This is a genomic window from Streptomyces sp. NPDC027189 (assembly GCF_055566975.1).
The window spans coordinates 153,517-168,740 of sequence record NZ_JBVHRI010000003.1; the positions used below are offsets into that span (position 1 = coordinate 153,517).

The following is a 15,224-nucleotide window of genomic DNA, read 5'->3' on the forward strand; positions in this document are numbered from 1 at the left end:
TGAGTGGTCGTCGAGCCCCCGCCCGCCTAGGGACGCAGCCCCTCGGTCAGCAACGACACATACCGGCGAATGTACTTCCCCTGCCCATTCGCCAGCTCCGACGCGGTGGCCACGCCATGCGCCAGCCGCAGCACCTCGATCGGCTCGACGTCCGCCCGCAGTGTTCCCTCCCGCTGAGCCGCCTCCACCAGCCGCGTGGCCGCCCCCTTCACCGAGTCCCCGCACGCGGTCAGCACCGCGGAACTCCCGTCCGCGACGGCCGACCCGAGCAGCGTCTTGAGCCCGCGGACCTGGATCATGCCCTCGCTCAGCTCGTTGAGCCACTCCACGAGCGCCTCGCCGGGCGGCAGCTCCGCGGCGATCTCGTCCGCCCGCGCGGCGATCGCCTCGATGCTGTCCACGTACACGGCCTCCAACAACGCCTGCCGCGTGGGAAAGTGCCGGTACAGCGTCCCGGACCCCACCCCGGCCCGCTTGGCGATGTCATCGAGGGACGCGCCCTCCCCGTGCTCGGCGAACGCGAACGCCGCCTCCTTGATCAGCCGCTCATAGTTCCGCCGCGCATCCGCCCGCATCGGCTTGACCTGCGCCATTCAGATACTCCTTGCCAACCGGGGACTCTCTCCGTATCTTACCGAGTACTAACCGGAGACAGTCCCCGCTTACTGGGCGGGCAGTCCGCGCTGCCCGCACACACCCACCGGGGACACGAGACAGGGAGCATCCCATGTCCACCCCGTCCACCCCATCCGCCGGCACCGGCACCAGCCCGCCCGAAGCCCCGTCCCAGGAGCAGCCGCCGGACAGGCTCGGCACGGTTCTCCTCGTCATCGTCACCGCCTACCTGATGGTCGGCGTCGACTCCACGGTCGTCAACGTCGCGCTGCCCGACATCCAGAAAGACCTCGACTTCACCCCCACCGACCTCTCCTGGGTCCTCAACGCCTACACGCTCGCCTTCGGCGGTCTGCTGCTCCTCGGCGGCCGGGTCGGAGACATCGTCGGCCGCCGCCGCACACTCACCATCGGCGTCCTGCTCTTCGCCACCTCCTCTCTCCTCGGCGGACTCGCCACCGAGAACGCCTGGCTACTCGCGGCCCGCGCGCTGCAGGGCGCGGGCGCCGCCCTCACGGCCCCCAGCACCCTCGCCCTGATCACCACCAACTTCCCGGAGGGCCCGCGCCGCCACCACGCCCTCGGCGTCTACTCCTCCATGGCGGGCATCGGCGCCTCCGTCGGCCTGGTCCTCGGCGGCATGCTCACCTCGTGGGCGTCCTGGCGCTGGGCCCTGCTGATCAACGTACCGATCGGCATCGCGGTCGCCGTGGCCCTCCCGCGCTTCGTCACCGAAACCCCGCGCCACGCGGGCCGGTTCGACGCGGCGGGCGCGCTCACCGGCACGGCCGGGATGACCTCGCTCGTCTACGCGTTCATCCGGGTCTCGGAGGACGGCTGGGGCGACACCCAGGCACAGCTCGGTTTCAGCGCGGCGGCGGCCCTGCTGGCGGGCTTCACGCTGATCGAGTCCCGCGCGGGCCAGCCGATCATGCCTCTGCGCCTGTTCGCCAGCCGCAACCGCGCGGGCGGCTACGCGGGCGTCCTGCTGCTGCCCGCGGGCATGTTCGGCGCGTTCTACTTCCTCACCCTCATCTGCCAACAGGTCCTGGAATACAGCCCGCTCCGCGCAGGCTTCGCCTTCCTTCCGATGACCCTGGCGATGTTCACGACCGTGCGCTTCGTACCGAGGCTTCTGGCCCGCTTCGGCGCCAAGCCGGTGCTGCTCACCGGCATGGCCCTGCTCGTCACCGCGGCCGCGTGGCTGTGGCGGCTCCAGCCCGGCGACGGCTATCCGACCGGCCTGTTCGGCCCCTTGCTGCTGATGGGCGTAGGCGTGGGCCTGAGCTTCATGCCGCTCAACGCGACGATCCTCGCGGGCATCGAGCCGCGTGAGGCGGGCGCCGCGTCCGGTCTGCTGCAGACCCTCCAATGGCTCGGCGGCACGCTCGGACTGTCCATCCTGGTCACGGTGTTCGGCACGGTGACCCGGCACGCGACCGGGTCACGGTCCGAGATCCTCACCCACGGCGCGGCCCGCGCCTTCGGCATCGGCTCGCTGATCGCGCTCACCGCCCTGCTGGTGTCGGCACTCGTGATCACCGGCACCAAGCCGAAGACCACCGCATAGAAGACCACCCGCACAGAGGACCACCGCATAGAGGCCGAAGCCCCCCGCCGAGAGAAGGCACCGCCTAGAACAGCGCGCTGTACGCGTTCAACGCCGGCTGCCCGCCCAGATGGGCGTAGAGCACGGTCGACTCCCGCCCGATCTCGCCCCGCGTCACCAGATCCACCATCCCGGCCATCGACTTCCCCTCGTAGACGGGGTCGGTGACCATCCCCTCGGTGCGCGCCGCGAGGCGCATCGCTTCCAGCGTGGCCTCGTCCGGGATCCCGTACGTCCCCGCGTGGTAGCGCTCGTCCAGCTCGATGTCCGCTTGTGTCAATTCCTTCCGTACGCCGATGAGTTGGCCCGTGCCGTGGGCGATCCGCGCGATCTGCTCACGGGTACGGGCCGGTGCCGCCGACGCGTCGATCCCAAGGACGCGCCGTGGCCTCCCACCCGCCTCCTCCAGCGCGGCGAATCCGGCGACCATGCCCGCCTGGGTCGACCCGGTCACGGAGCACACCACCACCGTGTCGAAGAAGAGTCCCAACTCCCTCTCCTGCGCGGCGACTTCGTACGCCCACGCGGCGAACCCCAGCCCGCCGAGCGGATGGTCGGACGCCCCCGCCGGGATGGCGTACGGCTTGCCGCCCGACTCCTCGATCTCCCGCAGCGCCTGCTGCCAGCTCTCCTTGAAACCGATCCCGAACCCGGCCCGCACAAGCCGCACGTCCGCGCCGGCGAGCCGGCTGATGAGGATGTTGCCGACCTTGTCGTACACGGAGTCGGGCCATTCCACCCAGCTTTCCTGCACCAGCACGCACTTGAGTCCGGCGCGGGCGGCGCAGGCCGCGACCTGACGGGTGTGGTTGGACTGCACGCCGCCGATCGAGACGAGCGTGTCGCAGCCCTTCGCGAGCGCGTCGGCGACGAGGTACTCCAGCTTGCGGGTCTTGTTCCCGCCGTACGCGACTCCGGAGTTGCAGTCCTCCCGCTTGGCCCACAGGGAGGCGCCGCCGAGGTGCTTCGTCAGCCGCTCCAGCGGATGCACCGGCGAGGGTCCGAAGAGCAGCGGGTAACGCTCGTACGAGGAAAGGGGCATGGGTCCTCCCGGGTTCAGTGGGCCGCTTCGTCGGCGAGCTCTTCCAGACCCCGCCAGATCTCCGCCGTGACGCGGACCGCCTCGTCCACCTCACCGCGCGCGCAGGCCTCGATCAGCCGCTCGTGCAGCCCGGCCGAATGGCAGTTGCCGCCCTCGCCGAAGCGCCGTCGCTCCAGTCGGCGGATGAGCGGGGTGTAGCGGGCGATGGTGGCCGCGGCGGCACGGTTGCCGCTGACCCGGACGAGGACGTCGTGCAGCTCGTCGTCGGCGCGCAGGGCAGCGTCCACGTCGCCGTCTCGTACGGCCGCGGCGAAACGCACGTTGGCGTCCCGCATGGCACCCACGTGGTCCGCGAGAAGCCGGGGCACGGCCGCCCGCGTCACCAGCTCGTGCATGGCGCCGACGACGGCCGCGGCGTCCCGCACATCGGCGGCCACCACAGGCGTCACCCGGGTGTAGCTCTGCGGCTTGGACTCCAGGAGCCCCTCGTCGACCAGCCGTGAGAAGGCCTCACGGACCGGCGCCCGCGACAGCCCGAGCAGCTCCGCCAGCTCGGCGTCCCGCACCACCGCGCCCGGCGCGATGTCGCCGGCCACGATGGCGTCCCGTATCGCCTCGTAAGCGCGGTCCCGGAGCAGGGTCCGACGCACGGGCCGTATCGCCTCCATGAACTGAAATGTTAGATATCAGCACCCGATACGCACAAGAGTGCGGCCCGCACCGAAGTACGGGCCGCACTCATCCGCTCACTTCCAGGGCCAGTCCGCGTCCCGCGCCGACTCAAGGAGCGGCACCATCCGGAAGGCCGCGTCCGAGAGCCCGCCGAACGTGTGCCTGTTCCCCTTCCCGGACGGGGCGTGGCCCGCTCGGTATCCCGCCAGGTTCCACGTGTAGACCGGTACGTGCGCCGGGACCTGCTCGGTCGGGTCGCCGTAGTGGCTGTACGTGGCCTGCTCGTCAGTGACGATCAGCACCCGGTCGTGCTTCTTGTAGTGCTTGCGGACCGCCTCGCTCGTGTTGGTGCCGCCGAGGTCCCCGAAGCGCTCCAGCACCTTGAGCACCGACTCGCCCGTGCGGAACTTCACGCGGTTGCTGCTGGTGCCGAACTCGACGAGATCCGCGTCCGCCGCCCGCAGCGCGAGCGCCGTGCCGAAGATCGCCGCCGCGTCCGCCCGGTTCAGCTCGGAGCGGTCGGACAGCCGCGAGTAGAACATCGAACCGGACCGGTCAACGAGCACGAGCGTCCGTCCGGGCAGCGCCGGCACATTGGCCAGCGAGTGGCCGAGCGCCTGCTCCAGCGGGTACGACCAGCGCAGCGAGGGCGCGTGCTGGTACGCGGCGAGGTAGCGGAAGGGGAACTGCCGCGAGCGCGCCACCTCCGCCGGGTCGCTGATCCTGGCGGCGACCTGAGCCGCCACCTCGTCGCTGACACCCGCCTCGTCGAAGTTCCGCAGGTTCCGCACGAGCGCCATCGCGCCCATGGACGGGATCACGGCCTCCCAGGCCGCCTTGTCCATCGGGCCCTGCAGCCAGCCGGCCAGCGCCTCCCAGGTCATGCCCGCCTCCGCCAGGCGCTGCGCGCCGTGCGCTCCGGTCACGACCTTGCGCCGCTTGGCGGGCCGCAGCGCCATCAGGTCACGGTGCGCCACGAGCACGGGCAGCGACTTGGGCACCACGGCCGTGTCCGGGTTGTGCCGCCGGTCCAGCGCGTACTGGAACAGCTCGCCCTGCCACGGCTTGTCCGGGTCCGGAGCCGCGTGCACCAGGTTGAGGATGTCGCCGAAGCGGTAGCCCTTGGACGCCGTGTCGTACTTCAGCAGCGCCTTGCCGTTGTAGAGACGTCGTACGGCGTCGGCGATGCCCCGCTTGACGGGCTTGGGCACGTTGCGGCCGTACTGCGAGGTCCAGTACGCGAGCAGCTCGCCGGGCTCGTCCGGACGGCACAGCACGGACGCGATGACCTGGCGGTTGGCCGGGCCGTCGGTGGCGCCCGCGTCGAGACGTGCCTTCACGTACTCGGCGGCGCCCACGATCGAGGCCGTACGCAGGTTGCCCTCACCGCGCAGCCAGCCGAGCAGGGCGGCCGTCCACGACGGGTCGGCGACGGCGAGCTCGCGCACGAGCTTGGCGAACCGGTCGTCGCGAGCCGCGCCGGTCTCGTAAAAGGTGTTCTGCGAAACGAAGTTCGCAATCGACAGCAGGAAAAGCTCGGAGCGCGCGTCGCGCTCCTGGCCTCGGCCGCCCTCGTACGTACGGAGCACACGGCCGGTCGAGGTGACCCGCGAAGTGGGGTGTGCCTTGGCCGCCTTGGTGTTGAATCGCGCCATGATGAATTCCCCCGAATTCTTTTACGACTTTCCAGTCGTGTTTCGAGGGGAGGCGCAGCAAATGGAGCGTGCCCGAGATCAGGAGTCGGCGACGGACTTAGCCAGATGCTCTACCGAATTGAGCTACACCGACCCGAAGTCGATGACGGGATTTGAACCCGCAACCGTCCGATCCAATGAAGTAACCGTTGCCTGCGCACCGGGCACACACCATGTGCTGCGCCTCCCGAGATCAAATCGGCGGCGGCGTGGATTCTTTGAGAGAGAAGTAGCCGCAGCCAGCGCACCGGGAGGTGCATGAAGTTGTGGTGTCCAGAGTTCAGGTCGGCGGAACCGACGTAGGTGCTCTAACCCCTGAGCTACACCGGCGCGTTGTACCGGTGGCGGGACTCGAACCCGCGGCCGCCCCATTATCAGTGGAAGTAGGTCCTGCCTTCGCACCTGGACGTGCACCACTTTAGGAGGGCGGCCGCGGGTCGAGCCATTGAATTAATCAGCCGCGCTTCTGGCGCTTCCAGGGGCCGGTGATGGCGAGCATGATGCCCGGCTCCTGGATGTTGGCGAAGAGGGTCTTGCCGTCGGGCGAGAACGTGACGCCGGTGAACTCGCTGTATTCGGGCGCCTCTGCGGTGCCGTTGTTCAGCTCGTTGCGGGCGATCGGGTACGTACGGCCGCTGTCGGTGGCGCCGAAGAGGTGCTGGATGCCCTCGCCGTCCTCGGCGATGACGAGGCCGCCGTACGGGGAGACGGTGATGTTGTCCGGGCCGTCGAAGGCGCCGTCGACCGACGGGTCGGGGTTCACGCCGATGAGGACCTTCAGCGTCAGGGTGCGGCGCTTGGGGTCGTAGAACCAGACGGCACCGTCGTGCTGGACGGGGCTCTCCGCGCGAGCGTACGAGGAGACGATGTACGCGCCGCCGTCGCCCCACCACATGCCTTCGAGCTTGCGGGCGCGGGTGACCTGGCCGGCGGCGAACTGCTTGCGCACGGACGTGGTCTTGGCGTCGCGGTCCGGGACGTCGACCCAGTCGACGCCGTACACCGTGCCGATCTTGGTGGCGCGGGAGAGGTCGTCGACGAACTGGCCGCCGGAGTCGAAGCACTTGAAGGCCTGGAGCGAGCCGGCGTCGTCGGCGAGGGTGCCGAGCTGCCCGTGGCCGTGCTCGAAGCCCTGCGGGGGCGTCCAGCGGTACAGGAGGCCGTTCGGGGTCGCGGCGTCCTCGGTGAGGTAGAGGCGGCCGCGCTTGGGGTCGACGACGACCGCTTCGTGGGCGTAGCGGCCGAGTGCCTTGATGGGCTTGGGGTTCTGGTTGCGACGGCGGTCCTCGGGGTCGACCTCGAAGACGTAGCCGTGGTCCTTGGTCATGCCGTTCTGGCCGGCCTTGTCCTCGGTCTCCTCGCAGGTGAGCCAGGTGCCCCAAGGAGTGTTGCCGCCCGCGCAGTTGGTGGCGGTGCCGGCGATGCCGACCCACTCGGCGACCTTGTCGCCGCGCACCTCGACGACGGTGCAGCCGCCGGCCGCGGCCGGGTCGTAGACCAGGCCCTCGGTGAGCGGCACGGGGTAGGCCCAGCTGGCGCGCGGGCCGCGGAGCTCGTGGTTGTTGACGAGGAGGGTGGCGCCGCGCGGGCCGCAGAAGGTGGAGGTGCCGTCGTGGTTGGAGGGCGTGAACTCGCCCGACTCCAGCTTGGTCTTGCCGCTGTACGTGATGACGCGGTACGAGAACCCGGCGGGCAGCGCGAGCAGGCCGTTCGGGTCGGAGATCAGCGGCCCGTAGCCGACACCGTCGTGTCCATCCGCCGATTCCTCGCCCGTGCTCTCGGTGTCGGTGTCGGTGGACGCGAGGGCGTTGGGAGCGGTGGCGAGGGCGCCAACGCTGCCGGCCAGGGCGACACCTGCACCGGTGATCGCGGATCGTCTGGCGAAGTCCCTGCGGGTGAGCGACATGGTGTCTCCTGTGACGGTGGAGTGGGACTGTCGTGGGGGGCGGGGTGGCGGACCTCGGTTGCGGCCACACGGTCCCGCCCGTGCCTGAACGGGAGTTGAACATGGGCCAACTTCAGGGGTCCCGCTTCCGTGAATCCGTCAAACCTCTCGCACTCGAACCGATGAGCGGAATAATCTTCGTAAAGAAGGTCAACAGGCGCGAATAGTGGCGAAACTCGTGATTCATTTCAGAATGCCTTGACTCCGGGGACCCCGGGCCATAGACAGGAAGAGCACACCACCCGAACGGGAGGCGAGCCCGATGGACGCAAAGCGGGTACTTCGCCTCCATGAAGGCCGGCTCATGAAGCTGGCCAACGTGAGTGGAGTCAGCACCGGGAGGGACGAGCACTCGGGACAGGACGTGATCATCGTCTTCGTCACCCGGAAAGTGCCCCGTGACCGGCTCCTTCAAGAAGACGTGGTTCCGGACGAGCTCGACGGCGTACCGGTGCGCGTGCTCGCGATCGGTGAAGTGAGCGCTCAGGAAGGGAACTTGTGAGCCCTGAGCGCTGAGTCATCGCGCCGCGGCCCGTAAGGAACCCAGAGCCGAAACTGAAGAGGTGGTCTGGCGTGAGCCAGCCCGAAATGATGCGAGGACCGACTGGTGGTCAGCTGAGTGACAGCTCCCGCCAGCAAGCGAATTCAGACTTCCTGCGGCCGCAGTCGCCGCTGGCCAATGTCGTCGGCTTCGGCCACGGCGTGAAGTGGATCGACGGACAGGCCACGGGCGAGGCAGCCGTGCTGGTGTTCGTGACCCAGAAGGTTCCGGAGTCCCAGCTTCCCGAGCGGGACGTCATCCCGCGGGTGATGGACGACGGCACCCCCACCGACGTAGTCGCGGTCGGCCATGTCGCCGCGCAGCGTCAGCAGCAGCGCAGGACCTCGCCCCGCTCCGAGGACCGCGGTGTCTCCTACCAGCCCGACGGCAGCATGGCCGAGCAACTCGCTGGCCTCTCACAGCCGTTGCTGGAAGAGCTCAGTGGGCTTGGACAGTTCGAGCCGCAGCTCCTCAAGCGCCGTATGCGCCCGTCCCCTTCCGGCTTCTCGGTCGGCAACGTACGGGTGACCGCGGGCACACTGGGCAGCGTGGTGTACGACTTCCTGCCGGGCGCCACCGTCGACCCCCCGGGGCCCGGCCTCGGCACACCGTCGAAGTTCTACATCCTCTCCAACAACCACGTGCTGGCCGACTCCAACCGGGCACAGCTGGGCAGCGCGATCCTGCAGCCCGGAGTGTTCGACGGCGGCACGGACCCGGCGGACCGCATCGCGACCCTGGACCGGTTCATCACGATCCAGTTCGCACCGCAGACCCCGGTGGAACGCCACAACAACGTGGTCGACTGCGCGCTCGGCGCGGTGGAGTTCCAGGACGCCACCCGTGAGCAGTACTTCAGCGGTGCGCCGCGCGCCTGGCGGCGCAAGGCCAACGTCGCGGTCGGCGACCTGGTGAAGAAGACCGGCCGCACGACGAACATCAGCTTCGGCCGGATCATCGCGGTCGACGCCACGATCGACGTCAGCTACGGCACGGCGGGGACGGCCCGGTTCAAGGACCAGATCCTGACCACGAACATCTCGGCGGGCGGCGACTCCGGTTCGCTGGTGACCTCGCTCGACAACGTCGCGACCGGTCTGCTCTTCGCGGGGTCCTCGGTCGCCACCGTGGCCAACCACATCGAGAACGTTCGCACACTGCTGCGGGTGGAAATCGCCGAGCAGCTGGCCTGACGGTCACTCAATACCCGCACAGGAAGAGGGAATCAGCATGACCACGCAGGCCAAGCGGCAGAAGAGCCACGCCGGCTCCGAGCACCGCTTCCACAACCCGCAGGGCGCGGAGGTCAAGACCCGGGACGAGGCGTTCGCCTCACAGCAGGACGTCTCCGTCGAGGCAGTCTCCACGTCCGCCCAGCTCGAACTGCACAACGGGGCGGTCACCTTCGCCATCGAGGTGAAGTACAACCCCAACACCTACCCGCACGTCGTGACCGGCGGCAAGATCACCTCCGGCATCTGCGGCGCCCCCTGGGACATCACGGGCGGCTACGTAGGGGAAACGATCCGCCTCGACGCGAAGCGTGCCGGCCAGGGCTCCTGCGCCACCACGATCACCATCGTCGGCGAGTTCCAGAACCCGCCGGCCTACCGCGGCACCTACGGCTTCAACGGCGCGACGTCGTCGTTCAAGCACACGACGCGGTACCACTGCTGACACATCGAGCGGTACGCCTGCCGACGCATCGAGCGGTACCACTGCCGACGCATCGAGCCGACGCATTGACCTGACGCATGGAGCGGCGGGGGCAAACCTTGCCCCCGCCGCATCGCCGCGCTCTCAACTCCCTTGCTGGGAGCGGGCCTTGAACGCCGCTTTACGGGCCTCCTTGGCGACCTTCTTGTCTGGGTGGAGGCGCCCCATGGCTTCGAGGACGTCCGGGGTGGCCGGGTGGTCGACGCGCCAGGCCGCGGCGAAGAAGCCGCTGTGCTGCTGGGCCAGGCCCTCCACGAGGGCCTGCAGCTCGGCGGAGTTGCCCTCGGCCGCGAGCTGCGCCGCCAAGGTGTCGATGGTGAGCCAGAAGACCATCGCCTCGGACGGCGCGGGCACGTCGGCCGCGCCGTGCTCGGAGAGCCAGACGCGGGCGAGCCCGCCCAGCTCCGCGTCGTCGAGGACCTCGCGCAGCGCGGGCTCGACCTCCATGCCGACGAGGGAGAGCGCCTGCTGACAGTGCAGACGGCGCAGCGGGGCCCTGACATCGCCGCCGCGGGCCGCGGCGAGCAACTCCCGCGCGGCGGGCAGCGGTTCACGCCGGGCGAGCCACTGCTCGGTCTCGGCCTGCGCGGCCGCCGGCGGGAACGCGGCCGTGCCGTCCAGCAGCGCGTCGGCCCCCTTGTCCGCCAGGTCACCCACCGCGGGAGCGGACATGCCCGCTTCCAGGAGCCGCGCCCGGATCCCGTACAGCCCGAGCGGAGTCAGCCGCACCATCCCGTACCGCGAGACGTCCGTGTCGTCGACGGCCGCCGCCGGCTCCTCGTCGGCGTCCGCCATCAACGCCTCGTCGACCGGCTGGAAGTCGACCAGCCCGACGGGCTCCAGCAGCCGGAACTGGTCGTCGAGTCGCATCATCGCGTCCGACACCTGCTCCAACACGTCGTTGGTCGGCTCCCCCATGTCGTCGGGCACGATCATCGACGCGGCGAGGGCGGGCAGCGGCACCGGCCCGTCACCGGATCCACTCCCGCTCACGGTCAGCAGATAGAGATTGCCGAGCACCCCGTCGAGGAATTCGGCGTCCGCCTCCGGATCCCAGTCCAGGGTGGAGAGGTCGATCTCGCCGTCCTCGCCCATCGCGCCGACGAGATCGTCCAGGTCGGGCACGCTCGCGTCGGCCAGCACCGTCTCCAGGGCGCCGAGCCACACGCCCAGGACGTCCTGCGGCCCGCCGGAGGTGAGGAGCGAGAGCTCCTCGCCCGCGGCGACCGTGCCCTCCTCCTCGTCCACGATCCCGACGAGCCCGGTGTCGACGGCCACCCGCCAGGCCTCACTGGCGAAGGCGGCCGCGTCGTCACCCGACAGCCCGAGTTCAAGGGCTGCCTGGGGAAGCTGCTCCTCGACGAGTTCGCCCCCCGCGCCGACCCGCGTGTCCGGACCCGCCCAGCGGGCCAGCCGCGCGGCGCGGGAGAGCAGCGGCGCGGCGAGCGCGTCCCGCGCCAGCTCCGCTTCGGAGTGCAGCCGCACCGGCGGCAGGGGCGAGCTGTCTGACATCGGCTGGGTTCTCCTCCGCGCAACCAGGACAAGCAGGGCAATCGTAAAAAGCAGTAATGATCACGAGCAAGTAGCAACAAGCACCATCGGCACCGGACCCCGAGGGCCGTCCCGGGACACATGGGCCCCGAGGCCGCCCCGGAATTCCGCGCCGACGGCTCAGCCTAGACGGATTTCCACCCATGCCGCCCGGTTCATGTCCCTGACAGCAGCCGTACACCCCTGAAACCTTGACAACTCCCCTGCCCACACACGAGATTGACGCGCGTAGAAGTATGAGCGGCAACCCGCTCAGCAGCTTCTACGCGCGTCACCGGCCCGCACACAGGTCACGCTCCCCCACAGCTCCACTCTCGTCCCGGCGCTCACGTACGTCCCCGGAGGGATTCCCTTGCCGAGCAAGAGAACCGCGCGCATAGGCGCGCTGACCGTCGCCGCGGTCTGTTCCACCCTGTCCGCCGTGGTGCTCACCACACCCGCCCACGCGGACACCGTCCACATCCATGACGTCCAGGGCACCACCCGGACCTCCCCGCTCGCGGGCCAGAAGGTCACGGACGTGGCGGGCATCGTCACCGGCGTGCGGACCTACGGTTCGTCGAAGGGCTTCTGGTTCCAGGACCCGAACGCGGACGACAACCCGGCCACCAGTGAGGGCGTCTTCGTCTTCACCAGCTCCGCCCCGAAGGTCGCCGTGGGCGACTCGGTCACGGTGTCGGGCACGGTCTCGGAGTACGTTCCGGGCGGCGCCTCCAGCGGCAACCAGTCGCTGACGGAGATCACCAAGCCGACGGTGACCGTGGTCTCCAGCGGCAACGCCGTCCCGGCCGCGACGGTCGTCGACGCCGAGTCCGTACCGGCCGACTACACCCCCGCGGGCGACACCGCCGCGAGCGGTTCGATCAACGGCCTGACCCTGGAGCCGACGAAATACGCCCTGGACTACTACGAGTCCCTTGAGGGCATGAACGTCCAGGTCTCCGACGCCCGCGTGGTCACCGCCACCGACCCGTACACCGAGCTGTGGGTCACGGTGAAGCCGGGTGAGCACGCCAGCCGCCGCGGCGGCTCGGTGTACGGCTCGTACACCTCGCAGAACACCGGCCGGATCCAGATCCAGTCGCTCGGCTCGACCGCGGACTTCCCGACCGCGAACGTCGGCGACGAGCTCACCGGCACCACCGCCGGCCCGCTGGACTACAACCAGTTCGGCGGCTACACGCTCGTGGCGAACCAGCTGGGCACCCTGGAGAAGGGTGGCCTGGAGCGCGAGACGACGAAGAAGCAGTCGCGCGGCGAGCTGGCCGTGGCGACGTACAACGTCGAGAACCTGGACCCGGGCGACGGCACCTTCGACGCCCACGCGGCCGCGATCGTGAACAACCTGCAGTCGCCCGACATCGTGTCCCTGGAGGAGATCCAGGACAACAACGGCGCCAAGGACGACGGCACGGTCGCCGCCGACCAGACGGTGCAGAAGCTGATCGACGCGATCGTGGCCGCGGGCGGTCCGACGTACGACTGGCGCTCCATCGACCCCGTCAATGACAAGGACGGCGGCCAGCCCGGCGGCAACATCCGCCAGGTGTTCCTCTTCAACCCGGAGCGGGTCTCCTTCACCGACCGCGCGGGCGGCGACTCGACGACCGCCGTCGGTGTCACCAAGGTGCACGGCAAGGCGCAGCTGACCGCGTCTCCCGGCCGTGTCGACCCGGCCAACACGGCCTGGACGTCCAGCCGCAAGCCGCTCGCGGGCGAGTTCGTCTTCCGCGGCAAGACGGTCTTCGTGATCGCCAACCACCTCAACTCGAAGGGCGGCGACCAGGGGCTGACCTCGCAGTACCAGCCCCCGACGCGCAGCTCGGAGACCCAGCGTCACCTCCAGGCGACGGCGGTGAACTCCTTCGTCAACGAGATCCTCAAGGCGCAGAAGAACGCCGACGTGATCACCCTCGGCGACATGAACGACTTCGAATTCTCGGACACCACCAAGATCCTCGAAGGCGACGGCGAGCTCTGGTCGGCGATCAAGTCGCTGCCGAGGAGCGAGCGTTACACGTACGACTACCAGGGCAACCAGCAGGTCCTCGATCAGATCCTGGTCAGCCCGTCGATTCGCAAGGACTGCGACTTCGACTACGACAGTGTGCACATCAACTCGGAGTTCTCCGACCAGATCAGCGACCACGACCCGCAGGTGCTGCGGTTCCGGCCGTAGGCCTGTAGCGGGGGCTGCGGCCGCCAAGGCCGCAGCCCGCACGGCGAAGAGCCCGGCCCCGTCGTCCGGGGGGCCGGGCTCTTCCCCTGCCCGGCAGCCGCACCTACGCGCCGAACACCCCGTTCAGCCAGCCCTGCCAAGCGCTCTCGTTCCGCTTCGCGTCGGCGTCGGCCGCGAAGTCGTGGACGCTGATACCGACCGGTGCGCCCCAGTGGTTGCGCCCGAAGAAGCGGATGAGGGCATTGTCGGTGCGCAGCCCGATGAAGTACGGGTTGCGGTAGTCGACCACGGCGTCGAGGACCTGGCCGTCGGGCCCCTGGGCCCGGACCCGCGCTCCCTCGGCGGTGTCGTCCGTGAGACCGAGCGCCCGACCGACCGTGGCGAAGGCGTCCGATGCCACGGACGCCCCGGGTCCGTCGAACGTCGAGAAGGCGACCGGGCGGCCCGCGAAGTGGGTCAGGTACTCGCGCAGGGTGTGCAGATAGAAGTCCGTGTGCTTGCCGGCGCCGTCGTACTGGTTGTCCCAGTCATCGACGAAGATCCCGCTGTGCACGTACCGCACCCAGGACCGGCGTCCGTCGTCGCGCGGCTCGATGGTCTCGTCGATCTGGTTGAGAGTCTGCTGGGGGATGCCCTCGACGTTCTCGACCAGGCTGGTCAGCCGGTGCGGCGGGTCCCAGTTGGTGAGCGTGGAGCCGAAGGGCCCGGCGCCGCCCTGGCGCGGCTCGAACTCCATCGGCCACAGCCAGCCGCCCGTGCCGCTGGTGATGGCCTCCCACACCTGCTCCGGCGTGGCATCGACCTCGAATTCACGGGCGATCTCGAATTCCTTGGACATGGTGGTGGCTCCTGAGTGATCAGTGGGCGGCTTCGACGGCCGCGGCGGCGTCCGCGGCTTCGGGTTTGACCGTGGGGTGGACGGCGACGACGATCCGGTGCGGGCGGCCGCCCGCCGCGTCCCCGTCGTGGTACTTGCGGATCAGCGCGCCGACGCCGACCGTCAGCTCCTCGATGAACGCGGCCCGGTCGGCGGCTGAGGCGAAGGTCACCTCGCCGTCGAGCGCGTAGGTCGCGAGCCGCTTGCGGGCCTTCGCGGCGCCGGTGATCAGCGAACCGACGTCCCGGACGAGCCGGGCGCCGAGCGCGAGCAGCCAGCGCGCGGACAGCTGGTCCCGGAAGCGGTCCGGGTCGGGCTGCACGGCGGCCAGCGCGAGCGGAGAGATCACGTACGACGCGGCGGTCGCGCGCATCAGCCGCTCGGTGACGTTGCCCTTGCGGCGCTCGCCCGCGAGCTCGACCAGGCCGTGCCGCTCCAGCGCCTTCAGGTGGTAGTTCACCTTCTGCCGGGGCAGCCCGACCTTGCCGGCCAGCATGGCGGCCGACGCCGGCCCGGCGGCCAGCTCGGCCAGCAGCCGGGCCCGTATGGGGTCCAGCGAGACGGCGGCGGCCTCTGCGTCCTCGATCACGGTCACGTCCAACATGACTCCACCGTCTCACCGAAAACTTTTTTTGTCCAGACGGTCAGAGTTGTCGGAGCGGGAGGAACCGCGTCCCGACGGACGAAGATCGGTCTCGGCGATCCGACCGGCAATGGCCGGTCTCCACACCGCGACCGACGAGGCCCCGTCTGCGCACCCCGCCCGCCCCAGCAGGCCGAACC

Annotated in this window: 13 protein-coding genes; 5 read left to right on the forward strand and 8 right to left on the reverse strand. The window is 69.7% G+C overall.

Annotation, left to right across the window (positions count from 1 at the left end; genetic code table 11):
- Positions 1-26: 26 nt before the first annotated feature.
- Complete coding sequence (locus ACZ4RZ_RS08520) at positions 27-593, reverse strand: TetR/AcrR family transcriptional regulator (RefSeq protein WP_467743225.1); 567 nt, start codon at positions 591-593, stop codon at positions 27-29.
- A gap of 134 nt (positions 594-727) precedes the next feature.
- Between ACZ4RZ_RS08520 and ACZ4RZ_RS08525 the strand changes: the two genes are divergently transcribed.
- Positions 728-2,185 carry an MFS transporter gene (locus ACZ4RZ_RS08525; protein WP_467743226.1) on the forward strand — a complete coding sequence of 486 codons (1,458 nt, stop codon included), beginning with the start codon at positions 728-730 and terminating at the stop codon, positions 2,183-2,185.
- 64 nt (positions 2,186-2,249) lie between these two features.
- Here ACZ4RZ_RS08525 and ACZ4RZ_RS08530 read toward each other — a convergent pair whose 3' ends face one another.
- The 4 genes from ACZ4RZ_RS08530 to ACZ4RZ_RS08545 all read right to left on the reverse strand — a co-directional run bounded on the left by ACZ4RZ_RS08530 (position 2,250) and on the right by ACZ4RZ_RS08545 (position 7,538).
- Positions 2,250-3,266 carry a 1-aminocyclopropane-1-carboxylate deaminase gene (locus ACZ4RZ_RS08530; RefSeq protein WP_467743227.1) on the reverse strand — a complete coding sequence of 339 codons (1,017 nt, stop codon included), beginning with the start codon at positions 3,264-3,266 and terminating at the stop codon, positions 2,250-2,252.
- 14 nt (positions 3,267-3,280) lie between these two features.
- Complete coding sequence (locus ACZ4RZ_RS08535; protein ID WP_467743228.1) at positions 3,281-3,934, reverse strand: GntR family transcriptional regulator; 654 nt, start codon at positions 3,932-3,934, stop codon at positions 3,281-3,283.
- 78 nt (positions 3,935-4,012) lie between these two features.
- Entirely contained in the window at positions 4,013-5,593 is a 1,581-nt protein-coding gene (locus ACZ4RZ_RS08540; protein ID WP_467743229.1) for a TROVE domain-containing protein, read from the reverse strand.
- A gap of 493 nt (positions 5,594-6,086) precedes the next feature.
- On the reverse strand, positions 6,087-7,538 hold the full coding sequence (locus ACZ4RZ_RS08545) for an alkaline phosphatase PhoX (protein ID WP_467743230.1): 1,452 nt from the start codon (positions 7,536-7,538) through the stop codon (positions 6,087-6,089).
- Between the two features lie 403 nt (positions 7,539-7,941).
- Here ACZ4RZ_RS08545 and ACZ4RZ_RS08550 point away from each other — a divergent pair, with 403 nt between their 5' ends.
- The 3 genes from ACZ4RZ_RS08550 (at position 7,942) to ACZ4RZ_RS08560 (ending at position 9,795) form a co-directional block, all read left to right on the forward strand.
- Positions 7,942-8,079: a hypothetical protein gene (locus ACZ4RZ_RS08550; protein WP_369245737.1), complete on the forward strand. Its 138-nt coding sequence runs from the start codon at positions 7,942-7,944 to the stop codon at positions 8,077-8,079.
- 71 nt (positions 8,080-8,150) lie between these two features.
- On the forward strand, positions 8,151-9,311 hold the full coding sequence (locus ACZ4RZ_RS08555) for a chymotrypsin family serine protease (protein ID WP_467743231.1): 1,161 nt from the start codon (positions 8,151-8,153) through the stop codon (positions 9,309-9,311).
- Positions 9,312-9,348: 37 nt separating this feature from the next.
- Positions 9,349-9,795: a hypothetical protein gene (locus tag ACZ4RZ_RS08560; RefSeq protein WP_369257585.1), complete on the forward strand. Its 447-nt coding sequence runs from the start codon at positions 9,349-9,351 to the stop codon at positions 9,793-9,795.
- A gap of 123 nt (positions 9,796-9,918) precedes the next feature.
- Here ACZ4RZ_RS08560 and ACZ4RZ_RS08565 read toward each other — a convergent pair whose 3' ends face one another.
- Positions 9,919-11,346, reverse strand: a complete 1,428-nt coding sequence (locus tag ACZ4RZ_RS08565) for a hypothetical protein (RefSeq protein ID WP_467743232.1) — start codon at positions 11,344-11,346, stop codon at positions 9,919-9,921.
- Between the two features lie 391 nt (positions 11,347-11,737).
- Here ACZ4RZ_RS08565 and ACZ4RZ_RS08570 point away from each other — a divergent pair, with 391 nt between their 5' ends.
- Positions 11,738-13,564 carry an endonuclease/exonuclease/phosphatase family protein gene (locus ACZ4RZ_RS08570; RefSeq protein ID WP_467743233.1) on the forward strand — a complete coding sequence of 609 codons (1,827 nt, stop codon included), beginning with the start codon at positions 11,738-11,740 and terminating at the stop codon, positions 13,562-13,564.
- A gap of 103 nt (positions 13,565-13,667) precedes the next feature.
- Here ACZ4RZ_RS08570 and ACZ4RZ_RS08575 read toward each other — a convergent pair whose 3' ends face one another.
- Positions 13,668-14,402 (reverse strand): SRPBCC family protein, encoded by a 735-nt coding sequence (locus ACZ4RZ_RS08575; RefSeq protein ID WP_467743234.1) that lies wholly within the window; start codon positions 14,400-14,402, stop codon positions 13,668-13,670.
- A gap of 19 nt (positions 14,403-14,421) precedes the next feature.
- Positions 14,422-15,045, reverse strand: coding sequence for an ArsR/SmtB family transcription factor (locus ACZ4RZ_RS08580; RefSeq protein WP_467743235.1), 624 nt, complete (start codon positions 15,043-15,045; stop codon positions 14,422-14,424).
- Positions 15,046-15,224: the final 179 nt, after the last annotated feature.

What these genes read in the sequence shown, in the direction of transcription:
- ACZ4RZ_RS08580 (WP_467743235.1), bottom strand. Translation starts at nt 15,045, where the DNA reads ATGTTGGACGTGACCGTGATCGAGGACGCAGAGGCCGCCGCCGTCTCG.
- ACZ4RZ_RS08575 (WP_467743234.1), bottom strand. Translation starts at nt 14,402, where the DNA reads ATGTCCAAGGAATTCGAGATCGCCCGTGAATTCGAGGTCGATGCCACG.
- ACZ4RZ_RS08530 (WP_467743227.1), bottom strand. Translation starts at nt 3,266, where the DNA reads ATGCCCCTTTCCTCGTACGAGCGTTACCCGCTGCTCTTCGGACCCTCG.
- ACZ4RZ_RS08535 (WP_467743228.1), bottom strand. Translation starts at nt 3,934, where the DNA reads ATGGAGGCGATACGGCCCGTGCGTCGGACCCTGCTCCGGGACCGCGCT.
- ACZ4RZ_RS08540 (WP_467743229.1), bottom strand. Translation starts at nt 5,593, where the DNA reads ATGGCGCGATTCAACACCAAGGCGGCCAAGGCACACCCCACTTCGCGG.
- ACZ4RZ_RS08565 (WP_467743232.1), bottom strand. Translation starts at nt 11,346, where the DNA reads ATGTCAGACAGCTCGCCCCTGCCGCCGGTGCGGCTGCACTCCGAAGCG.
- ACZ4RZ_RS08545 (WP_467743230.1), bottom strand. Translation starts at nt 7,538, where the DNA reads ATGTCGCTCACCCGCAGGGACTTCGCCAGACGATCCGCGATCACCGGT.
- ACZ4RZ_RS08560 (WP_369257585.1), top strand. Translation starts at nt 9,349, where the DNA reads ATGACCACGCAGGCCAAGCGGCAGAAGAGCCACGCCGGCTCCGAGCAC.
- ACZ4RZ_RS08520 (WP_467743225.1), bottom strand. Translation starts at nt 593, where the DNA reads ATGGCGCAGGTCAAGCCGATGCGGGCGGATGCGCGGCGGAACTATGAG.
- ACZ4RZ_RS08525 (WP_467743226.1), top strand. Translation starts at nt 728, where the DNA reads ATGTCCACCCCGTCCACCCCATCCGCCGGCACCGGCACCAGCCCGCCC.